This window comes from Lentzea sp. NPDC005914, from assembly GCF_040629405.1.
Classification (GTDB): domain Bacteria; phylum Actinomycetota; class Actinomycetes; order Mycobacteriales; family Pseudonocardiaceae; genus Lentzea.
The window spans coordinates 142,131-163,254 of sequence record NZ_JBEXVQ010000015.1; the positions used below are offsets into that span (position 1 = coordinate 142,131).

The 21,124-nt window shown below is 71.1% G+C and carries 19 protein-coding genes; 11 read left to right on the forward strand and 8 right to left on the reverse strand.

The window, feature by feature from the left end:
- The first annotated feature begins 96 nt into the window (after nt 1-96).
- Nucleotides 97-2,748 carry an AAA family ATPase gene (locus ABZ345_RS22455; RefSeq protein WP_359852046.1) on the forward strand — a complete coding sequence of 884 codons (2,652 nt, stop codon included), beginning with the start codon at nt 97-99 and terminating at the stop codon, nt 2,746-2,748.
- A gap of 20 nt (nt 2,749-2,768) precedes the next feature.
- Here the strand turns inward: ABZ345_RS22455 and ABZ345_RS22460 are convergent, their stop codons facing one another.
- From ABZ345_RS22460 to ABZ345_RS22480, 5 genes are read right to left on the reverse strand one after another with little or no spacing between them, the layout of a single operon-like run.
- The gene (locus ABZ345_RS22460) at nt 2,769-3,470 is read right to left on the reverse strand and encodes a flavodoxin family protein (protein WP_359851832.1); all 702 of its coding nucleotides are present in this window, start codon (nt 3,468-3,470) and stop codon (nt 2,769-2,771) included.
- Nucleotides 3,471-3,517: 47 nt separating this feature from the next.
- Nucleotides 3,518-5,902, reverse strand: coding sequence for a bifunctional salicylyl-CoA 5-hydroxylase/oxidoreductase (locus tag ABZ345_RS22465; RefSeq protein ID WP_359852049.1), 2,385 nt, complete (start codon nt 5,900-5,902; stop codon nt 3,518-3,520).
- 2 nt (nt 5,903-5,904) lie between these two features.
- Nucleotides 5,905-7,521, reverse strand: a complete 1,617-nt coding sequence (locus ABZ345_RS22470; protein WP_359851834.1) for an AMP-binding protein — start codon at nt 7,519-7,521, stop codon at nt 5,905-5,907.
- A 25-nt stretch (nt 7,522-7,546) separates the two neighbouring features.
- Entirely contained in the window at nt 7,547-8,431 is an 885-nt protein-coding gene (locus tag ABZ345_RS22475) for an acyl-CoA thioesterase domain-containing protein (RefSeq protein ID WP_359851837.1), read from the reverse strand.
- Nucleotides 8,428-8,898 (reverse strand): cupin domain-containing protein, encoded by a 471-nt coding sequence (locus ABZ345_RS22480; protein ID WP_359851840.1) that lies wholly within the window; start codon nt 8,896-8,898, stop codon nt 8,428-8,430. Before ABZ345_RS22480 ends, ABZ345_RS22475 begins: the two co-directional genes overlap by 4 nt.
- 52 nt (nt 8,899-8,950) lie before the next feature.
- On the opposite strand from ABZ345_RS22480, the gene ABZ345_RS22485 reads away from it, so the two are divergent.
- From ABZ345_RS22485 to ABZ345_RS22500, 4 genes are all read left to right on the forward strand, one after another.
- Complete coding sequence (locus ABZ345_RS22485) at nt 8,951-9,373, forward strand: RidA family protein (RefSeq protein ID WP_359851843.1); 423 nt, start codon at nt 8,951-8,953, stop codon at nt 9,371-9,373.
- Nucleotides 9,374-9,406: 33 nt separating this feature from the next.
- The gene (locus ABZ345_RS22490) at nt 9,407-10,252 is read left to right on the forward strand and encodes a fumarylacetoacetate hydrolase family protein (RefSeq protein WP_359851846.1); all 846 of its coding nucleotides are present in this window, start codon (nt 9,407-9,409) and stop codon (nt 10,250-10,252) included.
- A gap of 70 nt (nt 10,253-10,322) precedes the next feature.
- Entirely contained in the window at nt 10,323-11,105 is a 783-nt protein-coding gene (locus ABZ345_RS22495; protein WP_359852052.1) for a PaaX family transcriptional regulator C-terminal domain-containing protein, read from the forward strand.
- 93 nt (nt 11,106-11,198) lie between these two features.
- A complete protein-coding gene (locus ABZ345_RS22500; protein WP_359851849.1) occupies nt 11,199-12,098 on the forward strand; it encodes an NADP-dependent oxidoreductase in 900 nt (299 codons plus the stop codon).
- On the opposite strand, the gene ABZ345_RS22505 is transcribed toward ABZ345_RS22500, so the two are convergent.
- On the reverse strand, nt 12,099-14,525 hold the full coding sequence (locus tag ABZ345_RS22505; RefSeq protein WP_359852055.1) for an FtsX-like permease family protein: 2,427 nt from the start codon (nt 14,523-14,525) through the stop codon (nt 12,099-12,101).
- Complete coding sequence (locus ABZ345_RS22510; RefSeq protein ID WP_359851852.1) at nt 14,525-15,271, reverse strand: ABC transporter ATP-binding protein; 747 nt, start codon at nt 15,269-15,271, stop codon at nt 14,525-14,527. Before ABZ345_RS22510 ends, ABZ345_RS22505 begins: the two co-directional genes overlap by 1 nt.
- Nucleotides 15,272-15,412: 141 nt before the next feature.
- Here ABZ345_RS22510 and ABZ345_RS22515 point away from each other — a divergent pair, with 141 nt between their 5' ends.
- The 5 genes from ABZ345_RS22515 to ABZ345_RS22535 are packed head-to-tail and all read left to right on the forward strand — an operon-like array spanning nt 15,413 to nt 19,344.
- Entirely contained in the window at nt 15,413-15,952 is a 540-nt protein-coding gene (locus ABZ345_RS22515; RefSeq protein WP_359852058.1) for an RNA polymerase sigma factor, read from the forward strand.
- Nucleotides 15,949-16,731 (forward strand): zf-HC2 domain-containing protein, encoded by a 783-nt coding sequence (locus ABZ345_RS22520; protein ID WP_359851855.1) that lies wholly within the window; start codon nt 15,949-15,951, stop codon nt 16,729-16,731. The genes ABZ345_RS22515 and ABZ345_RS22520 overlap by 4 nt, the downstream gene beginning before the upstream one ends.
- A complete protein-coding gene (locus tag ABZ345_RS22525; RefSeq protein ID WP_359851857.1) occupies nt 16,728-17,495 on the forward strand; it encodes an ABC transporter ATP-binding protein in 768 nt (255 codons plus the stop codon). Before ABZ345_RS22520 ends, ABZ345_RS22525 begins: the two co-directional genes overlap by 4 nt.
- Nucleotides 17,492-18,838: a hypothetical protein gene (locus ABZ345_RS22530; RefSeq protein WP_359851860.1), complete on the forward strand. Its 1,347-nt coding sequence runs from the start codon at nt 17,492-17,494 to the stop codon at nt 18,836-18,838. Before ABZ345_RS22525 ends, ABZ345_RS22530 begins: the two co-directional genes overlap by 4 nt.
- Entirely contained in the window at nt 18,835-19,344 is a 510-nt protein-coding gene (locus tag ABZ345_RS22535; protein WP_359851863.1) for a hypothetical protein, read from the forward strand. Before ABZ345_RS22530 ends, ABZ345_RS22535 begins: the two co-directional genes overlap by 4 nt.
- Nucleotides 19,345-19,354: 10 nt before the next feature.
- Here ABZ345_RS22535 and ABZ345_RS22540 read toward each other — a convergent pair whose 3' ends face one another.
- Nucleotides 19,355-20,143 carry a PaaX family transcriptional regulator C-terminal domain-containing protein gene (locus tag ABZ345_RS22540; protein ID WP_359851866.1) on the reverse strand — a complete coding sequence of 263 codons (789 nt, stop codon included), beginning with the start codon at nt 20,141-20,143 and terminating at the stop codon, nt 19,355-19,357.
- Between the two features lie 91 nt (nt 20,144-20,234).
- On the opposite strand from ABZ345_RS22540, the gene ABZ345_RS22545 reads away from it, so the two are divergent.
- A complete protein-coding gene (locus tag ABZ345_RS22545; protein WP_359851869.1) occupies nt 20,235-21,113 on the forward strand; it encodes an SDR family oxidoreductase in 879 nt (292 codons plus the stop codon).
- The last annotated feature ends 11 nt before the right edge of the window (nt 21,114-21,124 follow it).

A 21,124-nucleotide genomic window follows, 5' to 3' on the forward strand; every position in this document is an offset into this window, starting at 1 on the left:
CTCCTGTGAGGGCTGGAACGTATGAGCGCCAACAGGACAGTCGCATCAGGTACCCCACCTAGTCGTCAGGCTCTGCTTACACTCCCCCGTGTGCTGATGGGACGCGAGTCCGAGCGTCGACAGATCGAGCGGCTCGTCGCGAGTGCGCGGATCGGGCGCGGTGGCGTCCTGGCGATCACGGGCGAGCCCGGTGTCGGCAAGACCGCGTTGCTGCGCCAGGCGGCCGAGAGCGCGACCGGCATGACCGTGCTGTGGGCGGCCGGGAGCGAGCCGGAGCGGGAGATTCCGTTCGGCGCGCTGCACCAGGTGTTGCGGCCCGCGCTGCACCGTCTCGACGAGATTCCCGCGCCTCAGGCACAGGCGCTGTCCGTCGCGCTCGCGTTGCGGCCGGGGACCGCGGGTGACCGGTTCGCGGTTGGTGCCGCGACGCTGAGCCTGCTCTGCCGGTTCGCCGAGCAACGGCCGGTGGCGGTGCTGCTCGACGACCTGCACCTGTTCGACGGGCCGTCCGCGGACGCGCTGGCGTTCGCGGCCCGCAGGTTCGCGGCGGATCCGATCGTGCTGCTGGCGACGACCCGCTCGCCCGAGCCCGGGCTGCCCGCGCTGGCGTTGTCCGGCATCGACCTCGCCGCCGCGGGTGAGCTGGTCTCCAGCCGGTCCCCGACGGTGTCGCCCGACCTGGTCGCGCGGCTGCACGCGGCCACCGCGGGGAACCCGCTCGCGCTCATCGAACTGGCCTCGCACCGGCTGGACCACGTGTCGCCGGAGACTCCGCTGCCGGTGTCCGCGACGCTGGCGGCGGAGTTCGCCGACCAGGCGCGGTCTCTGTCCGAACCGGGACGCGCGGCCCTGGCCGTCGCCTCGGTGGCGGGCAACGACCTGCGGGTGGTCGCGGGCGCGTGCCGGGTGCTGGGGGTGGCCGTCGACGCGCTGGCCGAGGCCGAGAACGCCCAGCTCGTCCAGATCACCGATGGCCGTGTCGAGTTCCGTCATCCGCTGATCCGCGCCGCTGTCTACAGCGACGCCACGCCCGAGCTCCGCCGCTCGATCCATCGCGCGGTGGCGGAGACGTTCGGCCCGCGTGATCCCGACCGACACGCCTGGCACCTGGCCGAGGCGACGCTGGGACCGGACGCCCGCGTCGCCGATCTTCTGGTTCGGGCGGCTGTGCGAGCGCATGAACGCAGTGCGCACGAAGTCGCCGCGGCCGCGTACGAACGGGCCGCGCGACTGAGCCCGGACGTCGACCGGCACGCCTCGCTGTGCGTGGCGGCGGCGGAGTCCGCGTGGCTGGCCGGGACCACGTCGCGTGCCGTCGCGTTGCTCGACGAGGCCGGCCGCGACGAGCAGACCGCTCTCGAACTGCGCGGTGCGATCGCGGCCCGCACCGGTTCGCTCACCGAGGCCCGCGACCTCAGCCGGGCCGCCGCCCGCCGCAGCGACAGCGCCGACGAGGGTGTCGTGCTGCTGGCCGACGCGGTGAACGCCTGCTTCTACCTGGGCGACACCGCGACCGGGGTCTCGCTGGCGCACGAGATCGAGGACATGCTCGAGCGGGTGACGACGCCGCGGGCGCGGGGCCTCGGCCAGATGGCGGCGGGCGCGGCGCGGATCCTGGCCAACCGCGGCGGTGCCGACCAGATCCGTGCCGCGGTGGAGCTGCTCGCCTCGTCCGGACTGCTGCACGCCGACCGCAACAGGCTGTCGTGGCTGATGATCGGCCCGTTGTTCCTGCGCGACGCGTCCTCGGGTGCGGACCTGCGGCGCATCGTCGGCGAGGTGCGCGCGGAAGCGGCCGTGGGGACGCTGCCGTCGTTGCTGTTCCACGTCGCACGGGACGAGGCCACGACCAACCAGTGGGTCCGCGCGGAGGCGACCTACGACGAGGCGACGCGACTGGCGCGGGAGACCGGGCAGGAGACCGACCTCGCGATGTGCCTGGCCGGCCTGGCGTGGCTGCGGGCCCGCCTGGGCGACGAGGCGCAGTGCCGCGCGCTGGTCGCCGAGGCGTTGCCGATCTGCCGCGCCCGCGACATCCACATCGGCCGGGTCTGGTCGCTGTTCGCGTTGGGAGAGCTGGAACTGGGGCTGGGCAACGCCTCGAAAGCGTTGACACACCTGGAGGAGCTCGCCGGGCTGCTCGGCGAGCTCCAGCTGACCGATCCCGACCTGTCGCCCGCGCCCGAGCTCACCGACGCGCTGGTCCGGCTGGGCAGGCACGAGGACGCCCGCGAGCAGGCCGAGCGCTACCGGTCCGAAGCGGCGGCGAAGGGCCAGCCGTGGGCGATGGGCCGGGCCGAGCGGGCACTCGGCATGCTCAACCCCGATCTCGACACGCATTTCGAGGCGTCCCTTCGTTTTCACGCCAGGACGCTCGACGACTTCGAGACCGCGCGAACCCGCCTCGCTTACGGTGCCCGCCTGCGCCGGGCCCGGCGCAGGGTCGACGCCCGGCCGCACCTGCACGCCGCGCTCGAGACGTTCGAGAACCTGCGTGCGGCCCGATGGACGGACCTGGCCGCGGTCGAGCTGGGAGCGACCGGCGAGACGATCCAGCGTCGCGCGCCGGGTGAGACCCTTACACCCCAGGAGTTGCAGGTGTCATTGCTGCTCGCGGAGGGCAAGACCACCCGAGAGGTCGCGGCGGCGTTGTTCCTGAGCCCGAAGACCATCGAGTACCACCTGCGCAAGGTCTACACGAAGCTCGGTATCAGCTCACGCGCCGAGCTGGCCGCTCGTCTGCCTTGAGCGGGCCTGGCGTGCGGGATCTACCGGTACTCCGGGTTGTCGAAGTCGTAGCGGCAGCCGGCGTCCCACCCGGCGCGCTGGTTGCCGTGCGCGGGGATGCCGCCCGCGTCCTTGAGCATCCGCGCCACGTGCAGCAGGTTCCACGTCATGAACGTGGTGTTGCGGTTGGTGAAGTCGTTCTCCGGGCCGCCCGATCCGGGGTCCAGATAGGACGGTCCGGGTCCCGCAGGGCCGATCCAGCCCGCGTCGGCCTGCGGCGGGATCGTGTAGCCGAGGTGCTGCAGGCTGTAGAGGATGTTCATGGCGCAGTGCTTGACGCCGTCCTCGTTGCCGGTGATCAGGCAGCCGCCGACGCGGCCGTAGTAGGCGTACTGGCCGGCGTCGTTGAGCAGGCTCGAACAGGCGTAAAGGCGTTCGATGACCTGCTTGGTCACCGAACTGTTGTCGCCCAGCCAGATCGGGCCCGCGATCACCAGGATGTCGGCGGCCATGACGCGCGCGTAGATCTCCGGCCAGGCGTCGTTCTCCCAGCCGTGCTCTCTCATGTCCGGCCACACGCCCGTGGCGATGTCGTGGTCGATCGCGCGGATCACCTCGACCTCGACACCCTGCTTGTCCATGATCGCCCGGCTGACGTCCACCAGGCCCTCGGTGTGGCTGCGGTCGGGTGACCGCTTGAGCGTGCAGTTGATGAAGACGGCTTTGAGGTCGCTGAAGTCCATGACGCGATGGTGACCGACGCAGGTGCGCCGCGCAGGGCCACTGGGCCTTACGAGAGTGCTACGGGTTCGCGGTGCGGGGTCCAGCGCAGGTGGACGTCGCGGTCCGGCGCGTCGGCGCGCAGCAGGGACAGCCGTGGACGGATGGCGTCGGTGCGCGCGGTCGGTGGTTTGCGGCTGCCGGCCTGGAACTGGACGGGCCACTCGGCGCCGCGGTACTCCTGTTCGGCCGCCGCGTGCAGGGTCCAGTGCGGGTCGTACAGGTGGGTGCGGCCGATCGCGCACAGGTCGGCGCGGCCCGCCAGCAGGATGGAGTTGACGTCGTCGTAGGAAGCGATGGCGCCGACCGCGATCACGGCGGCGCCGGTGACCTCGTGGCGGATCCGGTCGGCGAACGGGGTCTGGTACGAGCGACCGTACGCCGGGCGTTCATCGGCGGTCACCTGGCCGGTGGAGACGTCGATCGCGTTGGCGCCGTGGGCGACGAAGGCGCGGGCGATCTCGACGGCGTCGTGCTCGGTGTTGCCGTCGGGGGCCCAGTCGGTCGCGGAGATGCGCACGATCATCGGGCGCTCGGCGGGCCACGCCCCGCGGACGGCGTCGAACACCTCCAACGGGTAGCGCAGCCGGTTCTCCAGGGAGCCGCCGTAGATGTCGGTGCGCTGGTTGGCGATCGGCGAGAGGAACGACGACAGCAGGTAGCCGTGCGCGCAGTGCAGTTCGAGCAGGTCGAAGCCCGCTTCGGCACCACGGCGGGCGGCCGCGACGAACTCGGCGGTGATGCGGTCCATGTCGTCGCGGTCCACGGAGCGCGGGACGGGCGAGGCCGGACCGTACGGCAACGGGGACGGGCCGACGGTCTCCCAGTTGCCGTCGGGCAGCGGTTCGTCCATGCCCTCCCACATCAGGCGGGTCGAGCCCTTGCGGCCGGAGTGGCCCAGCTGCAGGCCGATGCGGGCGGTGCTCCGCTCGTGCACGAACGACACGATGCGTTCCCACGAGTCGCGCTGCTCGTCGCTCCACAGACCTGTGCAGCCCGGCGTGATGCGGCCCTCCGGCGAGATGCAGACCATCTCGGTCATCACCAGACCCGCGCCACCGAGGGCCTTGGATCCCAGGTGCACCAGGTGGAAGTCGCCCGGCACGCCGTCGACGGCCGAGTACATGTCCATCGGCGAGACGATCACCCGGTTCTTCAGCTCCAGCTGTCCCAGGCGGAACGGCTGGAACATCGCCGGGGCCGTCGACTGAAGTCCTTGGGAGGCGGCGAAAGCGGCGTCGACTCGGTCGGCGAACTCCGAGTCGCGGGTGCGGAGGTTGTCGTAGGTGATGCGGCGGGAGCGAGTTAGCAGGTTGAAGCAGAACCGCGTCGGCTCCTGCTCCGCGTACATGCCGATGTTCTCGAACCATTCCAGGGACGCCTGGGCGGCGCGTTGCGTCGACTCCACGACAGGGCGTCGCTCGGCCTCGTAGGCGGTCAGAGCGGCTTCGACGTCGCGGTGTTCGTGCAGGCAGGCGGCGAGGGCGAGCGAGTCCTCCATCGCGAGCTTGGTGCCGGAGCCGATCGAGAAGTGCGCGGTGTGGGCGGCGTCCCCGACGAGCACGAGGTTGCCGTGGTGCCACCGATCGTTGCGCACGGTGGTGAAGCTGAGCCACTTCGAGTTGTTGGCGAAAACCTGGTGCCCGGCCAGTTCCTCGGCGAACAGCTCACGAATCCGCTCGACGGCCCGCTCGTCGGACACACCCGGCGGGAACTGCTCGCCGGTGTCGAATCCCGCCCGGCGCCAGACGTCCTCGTGCATCTCGACGATGAACGTGGAACCGCTGTCGGAGTAGGGATAGCCGTGAACCTGCATGGTCCCCCACGGCGTGTCCTTGATGAAGAACTGGAACGCCTCGAAGACCAGGTCCGTGCCGAGCCACATGTACTTGTTGTGCCGCCGGTCCAGCGTCGGGCGGAAAACGTCCTCAAAGGACTGCCGGACCAGCGAGTTGACGCCGTCCGCCCCGACCACGAGGTCATGAGAGCGACGCAGGAGTTCGGCGTCCGGAGCGGGCGTCGAGTAGTGCACCACCACACCGAGATCGCGGCACCGCTGCTGGAGCAGGCCGAGCAGCTCCTTGCGGCTCATCGCGGCGAACCCCTGTCCGCCCACGGTGTGGCTCTCGCCGCGGTAGTGGATGTCGATGTCCGTCCACCGGGCGAACCGGCGCGCCATCGTGTCGGCGAACTCCGGGTCGGCGTTCTCGATGCCGCCGAGGGTCTCGTCGGAGAACACCACGCCGAAGCCGAACGTGACGTCCGGGGCGTCGCGCTCCCAAATGGTGACGTCGTGCGCGGGGTCGAGCTGCTTCATCAGCGCGGCGAAGTACAGGCCACCGGGCCCGCCACCCACAACTGCGATCTTCTTGGTCGCGATCTTCTTGGCCGCCATCTTCACGCGTTCACCTCGTCCTCGACGACCTTGCGGAGCGCGAACCGCTGCAGCTTCCCGCTCGCGTTGCGGGGCAACGAGGTGCGGAACCGCACGTCGCGCGGGTACTTGTAGGGGGCGATCGTCCGCTTGACGTGGTCCTGGATCTCCCTGGCCTTCGCAGCATCGCCTTCCACACCGTCGCGCAGCACCACGAACGCGCACACGACCGAGCCGCGTTCTTCGTCGGGTTTGGCGACGACGGCGGACTCCAGCACGTCGGGGTGGGAGTCGATGGCCTCTTCGACCTCCGGGCCGCCGATGTTGTAGCCGGAGGAGACGATCATGTGGTCGCTGCGGGCGTGGTAGTAGAAGTAGCCGGCCTCGTCGCGGTGGAAGATGTCGCCGGTGACGTTCCAGCCGTTCACCACGTAGTCCTTCTGCCGCGCGTCATCGAGGTAACGGCAGCCGACCGGGCCGATGACGCCGAGCCGTCCCGGTTCGTCAGGTCCGAGCTCCTCACCGTCGAGGCCGAGCACGGTGGCGCGGTAGCCCGGCACCGGTCTGCCGGTGGAGCCGGGCAGGATGTCGTCACCGGCGGCGGAGATGAAGATGTGCAACAACTCGGTGGCGCCGATGCCGTCGATCACCCGGAGCCCGAGCCGGTCCTGCAGCCGCTGCCAGGTTTGCAGGGGGATGTGCTCGCCGGCCGACACCGCGGTCCGCAGACCGGCGAGCTTGCCGTCGGCACCGTCGCGCAGGATCGCCTTGTACGCTGTGGGGGCCGTCGCGAGCACCGTGACTCCCTGCTGCTCCACGAGATCCGCGACCTGCGCGGGCGTGGCGGCCTCGGTCAGCAGAGCGCAGGCCCCTGCCCGCAACGGGAAGACGACGAGCATGCCCAGACCGAACGTGAAGGCGAACGGCGCCGTGCAGGCGACGAGGTCGTCCTCGTTCAGCCGCAGCACGTGACGGCCGAAGGTGTTGTCGATGGACAGGACGTCGCGGTGGAAGTGCACGGTGATCTTGGGGGTGCCGGTGCTGCCGGACGTCGGCGCCAGCAACGCCACGTCGTCGGCAGCGGTGTCCACGGCGGTGAACTCCCCCGACTTCGCCGCGGCACGTCTCGCCAGGTCGTCGTAGTCCACCACCTCGAGCGGCAGGGCTTGAGCGTCCTCGACGAACCTGTTGTCCACCAACGCGATCGACGGCCGGGTCCGCTCCACGATCGGCATGAGCTCGCGAGTGCGCAGTGCTGCCATGGTGGTCACCACGACACCACCGGCCTTGAGCACGCCGAACCAGGCGGCGACAGTCCACGGGTTGTTGGGCGAGCGCAGCAGGACCCGTTGCCCCGCAACGAGACCGAAGTCGTCGACCAGCACCTGCGCCACCTGGTTCGAGCGGGTCAGCAGCTCGCCGTACGACCAGACTTCGCCTGCCGGAGTGCGCAGCGCCGGGCGATCAGCGCCGAAGCGGGACACCGGCACGTCGATCAGCTCGGTGGCGGCGTTGAGGCGGCCGGGGTACGCCAGTTCGGGCGTCGTGAACTCGATCGTCGGCCACAGCCCCTCGGGAGGGAGGTGATCACGCGCGAAGGTGTCCGCGTGGGCGGAGAGGGGTGACGAAGGATCCGGCATCGTGAGTCCTTCCAGCGGCGGCGGGTCAAGCGGCGCGGATCATGCCCTCCTGGGCAACGGTGGCGAGGTGCCGGCGATCACGGGTGAAGAAACGGCCGGAACCCAGGCCACGGCCCGAGTCCGCGGCGACCGCCTCCTGCACGTACAGCAGCCAGTCGTCGACCGGCGCGGCCCGGTGGAACCACATGGCGTGGTCGAGGCTCGCGGTGACCAGTCCCGGCTCGGCCCACGGCAGGCCGAGGACCCGCAGGATCGGTTCCAGGATCGTGTAGTCGCACATGTACGCCAGCGCGGCGAGGTCGCGCTGGGCGTCGGTCAGCCCCTCGACCGGGCGCAGCGGGTCGAACGGCTTGATCCACACCGCCTGGTGCGGCACCTTCTCCCCCTCGACCGCGAGGTAGACGGGCCCCGGCACGTGCCGCATGTCGAAGCTGCGGCCACCGGACCAGTAGGCCTTCGACTCCTCGGTCATCGTGCCGCCGGCGCGTTCGGCGAGGTACTCCGCCGAACTGGGCAGCTCCTCCGGGCCGGGCAGGCCATCGACCTCGGCCTGGAAACTCCCACCAGGTTCACCCGCGGCGAAGTTCGCCAGGCACACGTAAAGCGGCTTGCCGTTCTGGTAGCCGCGGACCTGCCGGGTGCTGTAGCCCCGGCCGTCACGCAACAGTTCCACCTCGTACCGCACCGCGGCACCGATGTCGGCGGGTCGCAGGAAGTAACTGTGCATCGAGTGCAGTGTCTTGCCGTCGGTCACCGACCGCATGGCAGCGGCGGCCGCGGCGGCGGCGAGGTCTCCCCCGTACGCCTTGGGCCACGGGCAGGGCTGCGTGACGGCCGTGAACGCCAGGTCGAAGTGCTCCGGATCGGCCTTCTCCAGCGTGATCGCGGCCGTGAAGATCGCCGACGTCACCGCGTCAGCCAGTCGCGCAGGTCCTCGTCCGGGACGTCCTGCAGGTTCACCACGATGTTCTCCGGCGTCCGAGTCGTCATCCACGTCAGCGGGTTGTTGCGATCGAGGTTGCACTCGATGTGCGGCATGAACGGCGGCACGAACACCCAGTCGCCCTCCTCCATGTCGACGTAGTCCTCGAACTTCTCGCCGAAGTAGATCCGCGCCCGGCCGGACAGCACGTACCCGCCGGTCTCGGCCTCACCGTGGTGGTGGGTGACCGAGCGGTAGCCGGGCTCGTTCGTGACCTTGCCGAACCACAGCTTCGTCGCCGGGGTGTGCTGCGCGCTCACGCCGGAGATCCGGATGGCGCCACCGGAGTTCGCGGTGTCCGGGTTCTCGCTGCCGCCCCGCGTCACCACCGGGGCGACCAGGCCGCTGGGCAGCCGGTACATCGAGTTGTCGCCTTCGAGCTGGTACTTGCTCAAGTCGGGCTCCATATCTCGTATTCTTCACGACCGTCAGATAGTGTCAATACTCATGAGCCCTGTCGCAGTGAACCCGGCCAGCCTGCCCACTCCGAGCGGCTACTCGCACGGCACGCTCGCGGGCACCACGCTCCACCTGGGCGGGCAGACCGCCCTGGACGCGGACATGAAGATCGTTCCCGGCGGCATCGTCGAGCAGTTCCGCCAGGCGTTCGGCAACGTGCTGACGACGTTGCGGGAGGTGGGCGGGCGGCCGGAGGACCTGGTCAGCATCACGATCTACCTCACCGACATCCCGGACTACCAGGCGCACGGCAAGGAGATCGGCAAGGTGTGGCGCGAGCTCGCCGGGCCCGTCTACCCGGCCATGGCGGGCATCGGCTGCACCGCGCTCTGGCAGCCGGAGGCCCTGATCGAGATCCTCGGCGTGGCCGTGATCCCCGAGGACCGCCTGGTCACCCCGATTCAGAAGTAGCGTTTTCATGATCAGCGAAACGGGAGCACGATAGTGAAACTCGCTTCTCTGACCGTGGACGGAGTCCGCCGCGCCGGGGTCGTGGACGGGCAGTCGATCGCCCTGCTGTCCACGACGGTCGACGACATCGTCCGGGGCGGCTCGACGGGTGTCCGCGGCGAGGTTCTGCCGTTGTCCGAGGTGCGGCTGGAGTCGCCGTTGCACCGCTTCAACCGCGACATCCTGTGCACCGGCTGGAACTACCTCGACCACTTCCTCGAGTCGACGGGCAAGCGCGAGGGGCAGGGCCCCGCCGAGATGCCGCTTCGCCCGACCTTCTTCACCAAGGGCCCGGACACCGTCGTCGGCCCGTCCGACGACATCGCCTACGACCCGGAGATCTCCTCGAAGTGGGACTACGAAGCCGAGATCGCGATGGTCATCGGACGGGACGGCCGGTCCATCCCCGAGGAGAAGGCGCTGGACCACGTCTTCGGGTTCCTCGTGGCCAACGACGTCTCGCAGCGCGATCTCCAACGCGCGCACGGCGGGCAGTGGCTCAAGGGCAAGAGCCTCGACGCGACGATGCCGCTCGGCCCGTGGATCACGACACCCGACGAGCTCGACGTCACCGATCTGCAGGTGCAGTGCGAGGTCAACGGCGTGCTGCTGCAGAACGCTTCGAGCGCGCAGATGGCGTTCTCGTTCGCCCGGATCATCGCGGAACTGAGCCACGGCATGACGTTGCGCGCCGGGGACGTGATCCTCACCGGCACGCCGAGCGGCATCGGCAGTGCCCGTGACCCGCAGATCTTCCTGCGCGACGGCGACGTGGTGGTGACTCGCGTGAGCGGGCTCGGGGAGCTGCGCAACACTGTCACCCTCACGGATCTGAGTTGAGGAGAGGGCACTGAACGTCGCGCTGACCACGGAGCCCGCTGTCGCCGGACGAGACCGGCTCGGCCCGCTGATCGTCACCCTCTTCGGCCTTTACGCGCGGGGCGAGGACAACTGGCTGTCGGTCGCGTCCGTCGTGCAGCTCATGGCGGACCTCGGCGTGGAGGGCCAGGCCGTGCGGTCCTCGATCTCCCGTCTGAAGCGCCGTGGTGTGGTGATCAGCGACCGGCGTGACGGCGCCGCCGGGTACGCGTTGGCCGAACCGACCCTGGAGATGCTCGCGGAGGGTGACGCGCGGATCTTCGAACGCCGGCGCGCGACCATCGAGGACGGCTGGCTCGTGGTCGTGTTCTCCGTGCCGGAGTCCGAACGCGAGAAGCGCCACGCGTTGCGCACCAGTCTGACCCAGCTCGGCTTCGGCACCACCGCGCCCGGCGTGTGGGTCGCGCCGGGCAACCTGGCCGTGGAGACCCGGCGGACCCTGGAACGCCGCGGGCTGGCCGAGTACGTCGACATCTTCACCGGCCGGCACTTCGCGTTCGGCGACCTGCGCTCGAAGGTGCGGTCGTGGTGGGACCTCGACGAGCTGGCCGACCTCTACGCGGACTTCCTGCGCCGCCACCGGCCCGAGCTCGACATCACCATCGTCACGCCGGAGCAGGCGTTCGGGATGTACGTGCCGATGCTGACCCAGTGGCGGCGCCTGCCCTACAGCGACCCCGGTCTCCCCCTGTCCCTGCTCCCGCCGGGGTGGAACGGCGTGACCGCGGAGGCGTTGTTCGAGCAGCTCAACACCACTCTGAGCGCGCCGGCCCGCGAGCACGCGCTGGCCGTGATCCACGGCGGCGGCCGCTGATCACGCTGCGCAACAGCGGCCACGACTACTCCGATAGCAGTATCAGCAGCGACGCTGACGCGCCGATTTCCTTCCCCCGAAAGGCGGGCGGCCATGCGCGCAGTCCGTTTCCACCAGTACGGAGATCCTCAGGTCCTCACCGTCGAGGACGCACCCGAACCGCACGCGGGGCCCGGTGAGATCCGGATCAGGGTCCGGGCCGCGAGCGTGAATCCGGTCGACTGGAAGATCCGCGCCGGCTACATGGCCGAGTACATGCCGGTCACGTTCCCCGCGATCACCGGCAGCGACGCGACCGGGGTCGTCGACGAGGTCGGTGACGGCGTCGACGACGTGCGGACCGGCGACGAGGTCTTCGGTCTGGGGCAGGGCACCACCGCCGAGTACGCGGTCCTCACCGCCTGGGCGCCGGTGCCGAGCTCGTGGACCGTGGAACAGGCCGCCGCGGCAGGTCTGGTGTCCGCCACGACCCTGGCCGGCTTCGACGTCCTCGGGGATCTCTCCGGCAAGACCCTGCTCGTCGAGGGCGCCGCCGGCGGCGTGGGTTCCACCGCCGTGCAGATCGCCGTCGCCCGCGGCGCCACGGTGATCGGCACCGCGAGCGAGGCCGGCCACGACTTCCTGCGCGAGCTCGGCGCCACCCCCGTCACCTACGGGGAGGGCCTGACCGAACGGGTCACCGCGGTCGCTCCTAACGGGGTCGACGCCGCGCTGGACACCGCGGGCTCCGGCTCGCTGGCCGAGCTCGTCGCGCTGGTCGGTGACGCCTCGCGGGTCGCGACGATCGCCGACTTCGGCGCCGCGGCCCTCGGCGTGCCGCTCGTCGCGGGCAACGCGGACGCCGCCGCGCACCTCGCGGAGGCGTCGCGACTCGGGGAGTCGGGGGCCTACACCCCGCACGTGCAGGCCGCCTATCCGCTGGAGGAGGCCGCCGACGCGCAGGTGCACGTGCAGGGCGGCCACACCCGAGGCAAGGTCGTCATCACCCTCTGACTACTCGGCCATGCCGGCGACGATCGACGCGGAGGCCGCGCGCCGCGCCGGTAGCACCGCCGCGAGCACACCGGCGATCGCGACCGCGACGAACAACGCCGCCAACTGTCCGAACGGGACGGACACCACCATGGCCAGGTCGTCGTCCTGGGACACCGCGACGACGAGCAACACTGCCGCCGCTCCCCCGACCACGGCGCCCAGCACGGCACCGGTCAGCGCGATCAGGCTCGACTCGACGACCAGCATCGTGCGCAGTTGCGCGCGCGTGAAACCCAAGGCGCGCAACAGGGCCGACTCCCAGGTCCGTTCGATCACCGACAGGGTCATCGTGTTGGCGATGCCGAACAGCGCGGTGAGCACCGCCAGTCCGATCATGGCCCAGACGAACGCCAGCAGCTGGTCGATCTGCGCGGTGAACTCGGCCCGGACGTCGGCGAAGCTCACGATCTTCGCGGTCGGCACGCTCCGCACGGCGGCGTCGAGCGCTGCCCTGTCCGCTGCCTTGACCGCGATCGTGTCGACGCCGTCGCCCGGCCAGAGCGCCCGGTCGGTGTAGGCGTCGGCGCCACCCGCCGGTTTGATCACCGCGGTCACGCGCAACGTCTTGGAGACGGTCTCGACGGTCGCGGCCAGCTCGGTGCCGACGTCGGCGTTCACCCGGCGTGCCATGTCCTCGGTCAGGACGATTCCGTTGCCCTGCACCGCGAGTGAGCCTCGAACCACCTCCGGGCGGATCACCGTGCCGAGCGAACTGGGCGTCACGGCGGCCGTGTCGACCGTGCGGTTGCCCAGCTTCAGCAGCAGCCTCGTCTCGCCTCCCGCGTGCGTGACGCCGGGCGCGGCGGCGATCTGGTCGAGCAGTGAGGTCGGCAGTTGGCGGTCGCTGATCGCGCTGCGCACCTCGTAGTCCGCCGGGAACTGCCGTTCGAGCTGACTGTCCCTGGTCTCCTTCACGCTGGTCGCGATCACCGTCAGCATGGTCACGACCGACACGCCGACCAGCAGTGCGGCCATCGTGGCCGCGGTCCGCCGGGGGTTGCGGGTGGCGTTGCCGACCGCGAGCCTCGCCGGGACACCGGCCAGCGGACGGCCGAGCACCCTGATCACCGGGCCCACCAGCAGCGGACCGGCCGTCACGATGGCCGCGAGCAGCACCATGCCCGCGCCGATCGCGAGTGTCATGGCGAACTTCGGGCCGGACGACTGGGTGAGCGCCAGTCCGGTGAGCAGCGCGGCGATCGAGGCCAGCACGATCGCGACGACCGTTCGCGCCCTGCCGGTGCGGGCGACCTCCTCGCGGCTGTCGACCTGCGTGCGCAGCACCTCCATCGGGGAGACGCGGGTGGCACGGCGGGCGGGCAGGAGCGCGGCCACCAGCGTGACGCCGAGTCCGACGGCGACCGCGGCGGCCACGGCTGGGGCGCCGACCGGGAGCCTGATCGGCGACTCGCTCAGGACGGACTGGAGCGCCGCCGCCAGTCCGACACCGGCGGCGAGACCGAGGATCGAGGCGAACACCCCGACCACGGCCGACTCGAGCAGCACGGAACGGAAGATCTGCTTGCGTTCGGCGCCGATGCTGCGCAGCAGACCGAGCTCACGGGTGCGCTGGGCGATGAGGATCGTGAAGGTGTTCATCACGACCATCGACGCCACGATCAGCGCGACCACCGCGAACAGCGTCATCGCCAGCGCGATGTCCTCCGTGCCCCCGTACCGGGCGAGCAGGACCTCCGCGTACGCCGTGCCGGTGGAGACGGTGAACTCCTCGCCCAGCGCCGCCTGCAGGCGATCGGCGAGCGTTGCCTGATCGACTCCGGACGAGCGCACGACGACCTGGGCGTCGTAGGCCGGTTTCGCCGGGTCGGTGAACGCGGTGATGTCGGGCAGCAGCACCTGCGCGCTACCGGGCCGTTCGACGGTGCCGCTGTCGTAGACACCGCTCACCGCGAACGTCGCCGGCTTCGAGTCACGGCCGAGCAGCACGACCTGCGATCCCACGGTGAGGCCGCGGTCGCGAGCGGTCTGGGCGCTGACGGCGATCTGCCCGGCCGATGGCAGCGCGCCTTGGTCGATCTCCTGCGGGCGCAGCTCCGGATCGGCCGCCAGGGACACGAGATCGGCCTCGTCCGCGCGTCCCTGTGCGCTGACGATCGGCACCGGAACAGTGCGCCGCAGCTCGGCGGCCGCGACGCCGTCGGTTCCCTTGATCGCGGCGAGGTCCAGTGGCGCGTTCTCCCTCGGCTCGACCACGGCGTCGACGCCGCGTGCCGAGCGGGCGAACTCGTCGCGCATCGTCGCCTGGAGGGCGTCGGCCAGCACCATCGTGCCGGACACGAACGCCACGCCGACCACGATGGCGACCGACGACAGCAGCAGGCGCGCGAACCGCGCCCGGATCCCGGCCAGGGTCGTCCGCAGCATCACGCCCCCAGCCTTGCGAGCACGCCCAGCACGGACTCCGGCGTCGGCTGGTGGATCTCGCCCGCCACCCGGCCGTCGGCCAGCAGCACCACCCGGCCGGCGTAGGAAGCGGCGACCGGGTCGTGCGTCACCATCACGACCGTCTGCTCGAGGTCGTGCACCGAGGTGCGCAGGAACTCCAGCACGTCCGCGCCGGTGCGCGAGTCGAGGTTGCCGCTCGGTTCGTCGGCGAACACCACGTCCGGTTTGCCGACGAGGGCCCGTGCGCACGCGACGCGTTGCTGCTGGCCGCCGGAGAGCTCGCCCGGCTTGTGCCGCAACCGGTCCCGCAGGCCGAGCATGTCCACGATCGTCGCGAACCAGGCCCTGTCGACCTTCCTGCCGGCCAGCCGCAGCGCCAGGAGGATGTTCTCCTCGGCGGTGAGCGTGGGCAGCAGGTTGAACGACTGGAACACGAACCCGACCCGATCGCGCCGGAGCCGGGTCAGCCGCGTGTCGTCCAGCGACGTCAGCTCGGCCTGTCCGATGTGGACGGTTCCGGCGTCGGCCTTGTCCAGCCCGGCCAGGCAGTGCAGCAGCGTCGACTTGCCGGACCCGGACGGGCCCATGATCGCGGTGAACTGCGCTGCCCTGAAGCGCACACTCACCCCGTCGAGCGCCCGCACGGCGGCCGGGCCGTTGCCGTAGATCTTCACCAGTTCGTGGGACGAGACCGCTCCGCGAACCTCCACTGGGGACACTGTCATCGCAACTCCGCGTCGTCGGGATTTGTGCGGCCAGACGGCAGCGGTGCGACGACCGGTTCTCCTGTCGCGGATTTGTGACCCACGACACACTGGTTCGAGAACCTGGTGGCGGTTTCCGACGTCTTGCGGAGTGTGAGAGCAATCCGGGGTGAGCTGGACGAGGAGCACCTCGTGCGCCGTGTCGCACGAGGTGACCGCGCCGCGTTCGAGGAGCTCTACCGGCGCACGTCGCCGTGGCTGACGACGCGGCTGCGCAGACGCTGCTCCGACGAGCAGATCGTCGCTGAGGTGCTGCAGGAGACCTACCTCGCGGTGTGGCGCGCGGCGGACGCGTTCGCCGGAGCCGGGGCGGGCGGCAGCGCGGTCGGCTGGTTGTGGACCATCGCGGCCCGCCGGCTGATCGACGCGTTCCGCCGGCGCGCGCACCACGCCCAGCCCCCGGCCGCCGCCCTGGAACCCGACCGCCGCGCCGCCGAGGACGAGGCGCTCGACGGCGTGGTCGGCGACGAGGTCGGGGACGCGCTGCGGAGACTGGCCCCGGAACTGCGGCAGGTGCTGCAGGCGATGGTGCTCGACGGGCTGTCGGTCCGGGAGACCTCGGTGCTGCTCGGGGTGCCGGAAGGCACCGTCAAGACCCGCGCTCGGCGGGCACGGATCGCGATGCGGGAGGCCCTGTCATGACCGCCGACCACCCCGGCTCGGACCTGCTGAGCCGCTACGAGCGTGGCGCGGACATCGCCGCCGACGAGCTGTGGGCCGTCGAGTCGCACCTGGAGACCTGCGCCCCGTGCCGCGCCCGCCTCACCCCCGACCCGCTGGCCGACGCTGTGTGGACCGGCCTCGCGCCGCTGCTCGACCGCACCCCGCAGATGCCACGCGCCCGGCGACGCCGTCTGACCTGGGTCTCCCCCATGGCCGGGCCGTGGCTGGCGATGATCCTGCTCGTCACGTTCGTCGCCCTGCTGCTCGACCGGATCAGCTCGGCGACCCCCGACGGCATCTCGCTGGTGCTGCTGATCGCGCCCGTGCTGCCGGTGCTCGGCGTGGCGGCGTCGTGGGGACGGGCGCTCGACCCGGCCTACGAGCTCACCGCCGCGACTCCCCGCGCCGGCCTGCCGCTGGTGTTGCGCCGGACCGCCTCCGTGCTGGTCGTGGTGATGCCGGGCCTGGTCGTGGCTGGCTGGGTGACAGGGGCCTCGCTCGCCGCGTGGCTGCTCCCCTGCCTCACGTTCACCGCGGGCACGCTCGCACTCGGCGGACTGATCGGCGTCACCCGCGCCGCGATCACGCTCATCGCGCTGTGGACCGTCGCGATCGTCGCGCCGACCATCGCCCTCGCCCGCACGTCCGTCGTGTTCCACCCCGCGGCCATGCCCTTCTGGGCCGCGCTGCTCGCACTCGGCCTGCTCGTGATCGCCCTGCGCAGGACCGCATTCACGCGTCTGGAGGCCAGCCGATGACCGCGCCCACCACGTTCGCCTGGGAGATCGAGGCCCGCGACCTGCGCCTGCGCGTGGGCCGCCGCCGCATGGCCGTCGACGGCGTCACCCTCACCATGACGCGCGGGGTCCACGGCCTGCTCGGCCCCAACGGCGCCGGCAAGACGACGCTGATCCGCGCGCTCGCCACCGTGCTGCGCCCCACCTCCGGCACGCTCTCGCTGCTGGGCGGCATGGACACCCGGTTGTTGCGCCGCCGCATCGGCTACCTGCCGCAGGAGTTCGGCTACTACCGCCGGTTCACCGTCCGCGAGTTCGTCGCGTACATGGCGTGGCTCAAGGAGATGCCCGCGGACGAGATCCCCGCCGCCGTGCAGCGCGCCGTCGAACGCGTCGGGCTCGCCGACCGCGCCGACGACCGGCTCAAGACGTTGTCCGGCGGCATGGTGCGGCGGGTCGGCATCGCCCAGGCGATCGTCAACGACCCGGAGATCCTGCTGCTCGACGAACCCACGGCGGGCCTCGACCCGGCTCAGCGGCTGCGGTTCCGCTCCCTGCTGGCCGAACTCGGCACCGACACCTGCGTGGTGGTCTCCACGCACCTCGTGGAGGACGTGGCGGCCGCCTGCACCGACGTGGTCCTGCTCGCCGACGGCAAGCTCGTGTTCCAAGGGACACCGGCGGGGCTGGCGGCGGCGGGCACCCCGCAGGACGCGGGTGACAGCCCGATCGAACGCGGATACAGCGCGCTGCTCGCCACGCCACGCGAAAGGGGCACGTGGTGAGGGCACTGCGCGTCGAACTCCGCCGCTCACTCGCCCCGTGGGCCGGACTCCTCGTCGTCGCCACCGCGGTCGCGCTGCTGTACTCCCTCAGCGCCCCGTGGTGGAAAGGCCCCGAAGCGTCGGACGCCCAGTGGCACTCGGCCGCCCAGTGGGTCCGCTTCCTGCTCGTCTTCCTCTGGCCGCTGGTGGTCGGGGCGGGCGCCGTCGCCGGACTGCGCGACCACCGCGCCGGCACCGGTGACCTCTTCGCCACCGCCGCCCGCCCGGCCTGGCAGCGTGGAGCGGCGACCGCGGGCGCACTCGCGATCTACCTCGTCCTCGGGTACCTGGTGGTGTTCGCGATCGGTGCCGTCCAGGTGGTCTGGCACGGCGGCTACCCGCACCTCGCCTGGCTGCCGATCACCGCGGTGGGCGCGCTCGCCGTCGTCGCGGGCGGCTGGCTGGGCATGGGCGTCGCCCGCGTGTTCCCGTCCGCGCTCACGCCACCGTTGCTCGCGGTCACCTCGCTGGTCGCCCTGGTGTTCCTCACCATCTCGCAGGACCGCTGGCAGACGCTGCCCAACGAGGTCACGCTGCTGTCCCCCGCGCTCGGGGCGGTGCGCAACGTCTACGAGACCGTCTCCCTCGCCGCGAGCGCGGGACAGGCGATCTGGCTGACCGGGCTGGCGCTGTCCGGGTTCGGTCTGCTCGTCGCCACGTCCGTGCGGCTGCGAGCACTGGCGCTCGTTCCCGCGCTGATGGGGGCCGCGATCGCGCTGCCGGTGCTGCCCGCCAGGACGCTCGTGCTCGACGAGGCCGCGTCCACGCTGGTGTGCCGGGAGAACGTGTGCCTGAGCCGGATGCGGGAGTCCACTCTGGACTCGTTCGCACCGGTCGCCGCGGAGGCCCTGAGGTTGCTGGCGAAGCTGCCGAACCCGCCCACGAAGGTGCAGGAGGTGCCATTGCCCCGCGTGTACGAGGGCGGTGTTCCGCGCACCGCGGACGTGGTGCCGGTGCATTTCAACGGGGACGCGTTCAAGCGTGCCCAGCAGGGCGACTGGCTCGCCGAACTGGTGGCGGGCGCGGGCACACCGACGTGTTTCGGCGAACTCGACGACGGGCAGAAGACGATCCGCGAGGCCGCCGCCAGGACCGCCGTCGCCGCCTGGTTCACCGGTGACCTCAAGCCGTTGAAGTACTTCCGCTACATCCGCGAAGGCGCCGCCGAACCGGCGCAACGTGCGTTCGACTCGCTGCGCGGACTGCCCGCGGACCAGCAGGTGGCGCGGGTGAGTGCCGCCCGCGCGGTCGGGTTGTCGTGCCGGGGCGACCAGCTCACGGCGCTCACGAACGGCGCGTTGTGAGAGCTTTCCTGCTGTACGCGCGGTCGCGGCAGGTGCCCGCTTCCGTTGCGGCGGCGGCGTTGTGCTGCCTGCTCGTGCGCCTGCTGCCCGACGACCCCAGATTCCCCGCGCTCGCCATCACCGCCGCCGTGTCCGCGCTCGCCGTCGGGCTCACCGGGCAGGACGCCGACCTCGATCGCACGGCGGCCCGGCCGTGGCCCGCGTACCGGCTCGCGCACGTCCTCGCGATCGCCACCGTCACGGCACTGCTCGTCGCGGGCATGGCCCCGGTGGAGTTCGTGGTGCGTGGATGCGTGGGCATGACCGGACTTGCCGCGCTGGCCGCCGCGCTGTTCGGCGGGCACATGGCGTGGACGCTGCCGTGCGCGTGGTTCGCCATCTCGGTCTTCACCGAAAGCTGGCTGGTCGCGCCGACGGGTTCCCTCCCGGCGATGTGGTTCGCGATCGGGTTCGGTGCTGCCGGTGCGGCGGTGCAGGTCTTCTTTCAGTCAACACTGAAGCTATAGACGCCAGCGATCAGACGTCGATCGACTCGATGGCCGCGAGGGCGAGTGGCGTCGCGGTCTCGAGGTACCGCGTGGCCAGCGACTGGAACAGCTGCTCCGCCTCGATCGCCGGCCAGTCGCGGGCCAGCAGCTCCGCCGGCAGATGGGGGTCCTGGCGCACGAGGTCGAGCCAGTCCCCGTGCAGCAGCAGCTGGCGGGCCAGGTCGTCGGGCAGCGAGTCGGACGGTGTGCGCCAGCGGGTCAGGAAGTCCTGGTAGCGGGCGGCGATGGCGACCGTGTCGAACGCGCGCGTGGCCAGGTCGGCGGCCTCGGTCGGTTTCGCGTGCTGGGCGGTGAAGACGGTGACGTTCTCGGTGAGGCCGAGGTCGGCGACCATCTCGGTGACGTCGCGGGTGCCGGGGGCGATCCACAGACCGTTCTGCACGGGACCGAAGCCCGCCCACTGCAGTTGCGAGCGCAGGTCGTGGCGGTCGCCGCGGCGGCCCTCCGGCAGGGAGAAGCCGACCAGGGTCCAGGTGCCGTCCCAGTCGCGGTTGACGGCGCCGCGCTGCCAGATGCGGCGTTCACCGTCCCGCAGGACGTCCTTCGCGCGCGGGGTGAGTCCGAAGTAGACCTTGCGGCCGTTGCGGTGCTTGGCGAGCAGGCCACGGGAGGTCATGCGGGTCAGGGTCGAGCGCACGGCCTCCTCCGAGACGTCCACGCGGCCGAAGACGTCGATCATGCTGCCCGAGTAGACCGCGATGTCGCGGCCCAGCACGTACAGGCCCAGGAAGTTCAACATCATCGACTGCGGCGTCACGCTGCCCACCCTACATGTTGGGCAACATCTAGACGAGCGTCATGAATGTGCCGTACGTTGAGTCCGTTCCCCAACGGAGAGGACTCGTCGGATGGAGCTGTCGGAGAAGGTCGCGATCGTGACCGGGGCCGGCCGCGGGCTGGGGCGGGCGTACGCGGAAGCCTTGGCGCGCAACGGGGCACGCGTGGTGGTCAACGACGTGGACGAGGCCGCCGAGGAGGTCGCCGCGAGCATCGGCGGCAAGGCGGTCATCGCGCCGGTCGGGTCGACCGAGACCGCGGAGCTGCTGGTGAACACCGCCGTCGAGGAGTTCGGCCGGCTCGACGTGCTGGTCACGAACGCCGGGATCCTGCGCGACCGCGTGCTGTGGAAGATGAGCGACGACGACTTCGACGCCGTGATCAACGTGCACCTGCGCGGCACGTTCACCTGTGCTCGCGCGGCCGCGGTGCAGATGCGGGCGCAGGGCACCGGCGGGAGCCTCGTGCTCATCTCGTCGCCGGCCGGGCAGCGCGGCAACTTCGGGCAGACCAACTACGCCGCCGCCAAGGCCGGGATCGCCGCGATGGCACGGACGTGGGCGCTCGAGCTGGCGCGCTCGGACATCGCCGTCAACGCGGTCGTGCCGGTCGCCGCCACCGAGATGACCAGGACGATTCCGGCGTTCGCGCCGTTGATCGAGGAGTCCGAACGGACCGGGACGCCGCTGCCCGCGTGGGTTCGGCGGGACGAGGGGCTGGGCACGGTCGAGGACGTCGCCGAGTTGATCGTGTACCTCGCGTCGGACGCGGCGAAAGGCATTACCGGGCAGGCGATCGGCATCGGCGGTGACCGGCTCGCGCTGTGGTCGCACCCGGCCGAGAAGCAGGTCCAGTTCGCGGACGGCGGCTGGAACCAGGTGAAGATCGCCGAGCACTGGCACGAGTTCGAGGCCGAGACCTACGGCATCCCGGCTCCGGTGGCGCCATGACCGTTCCCCAC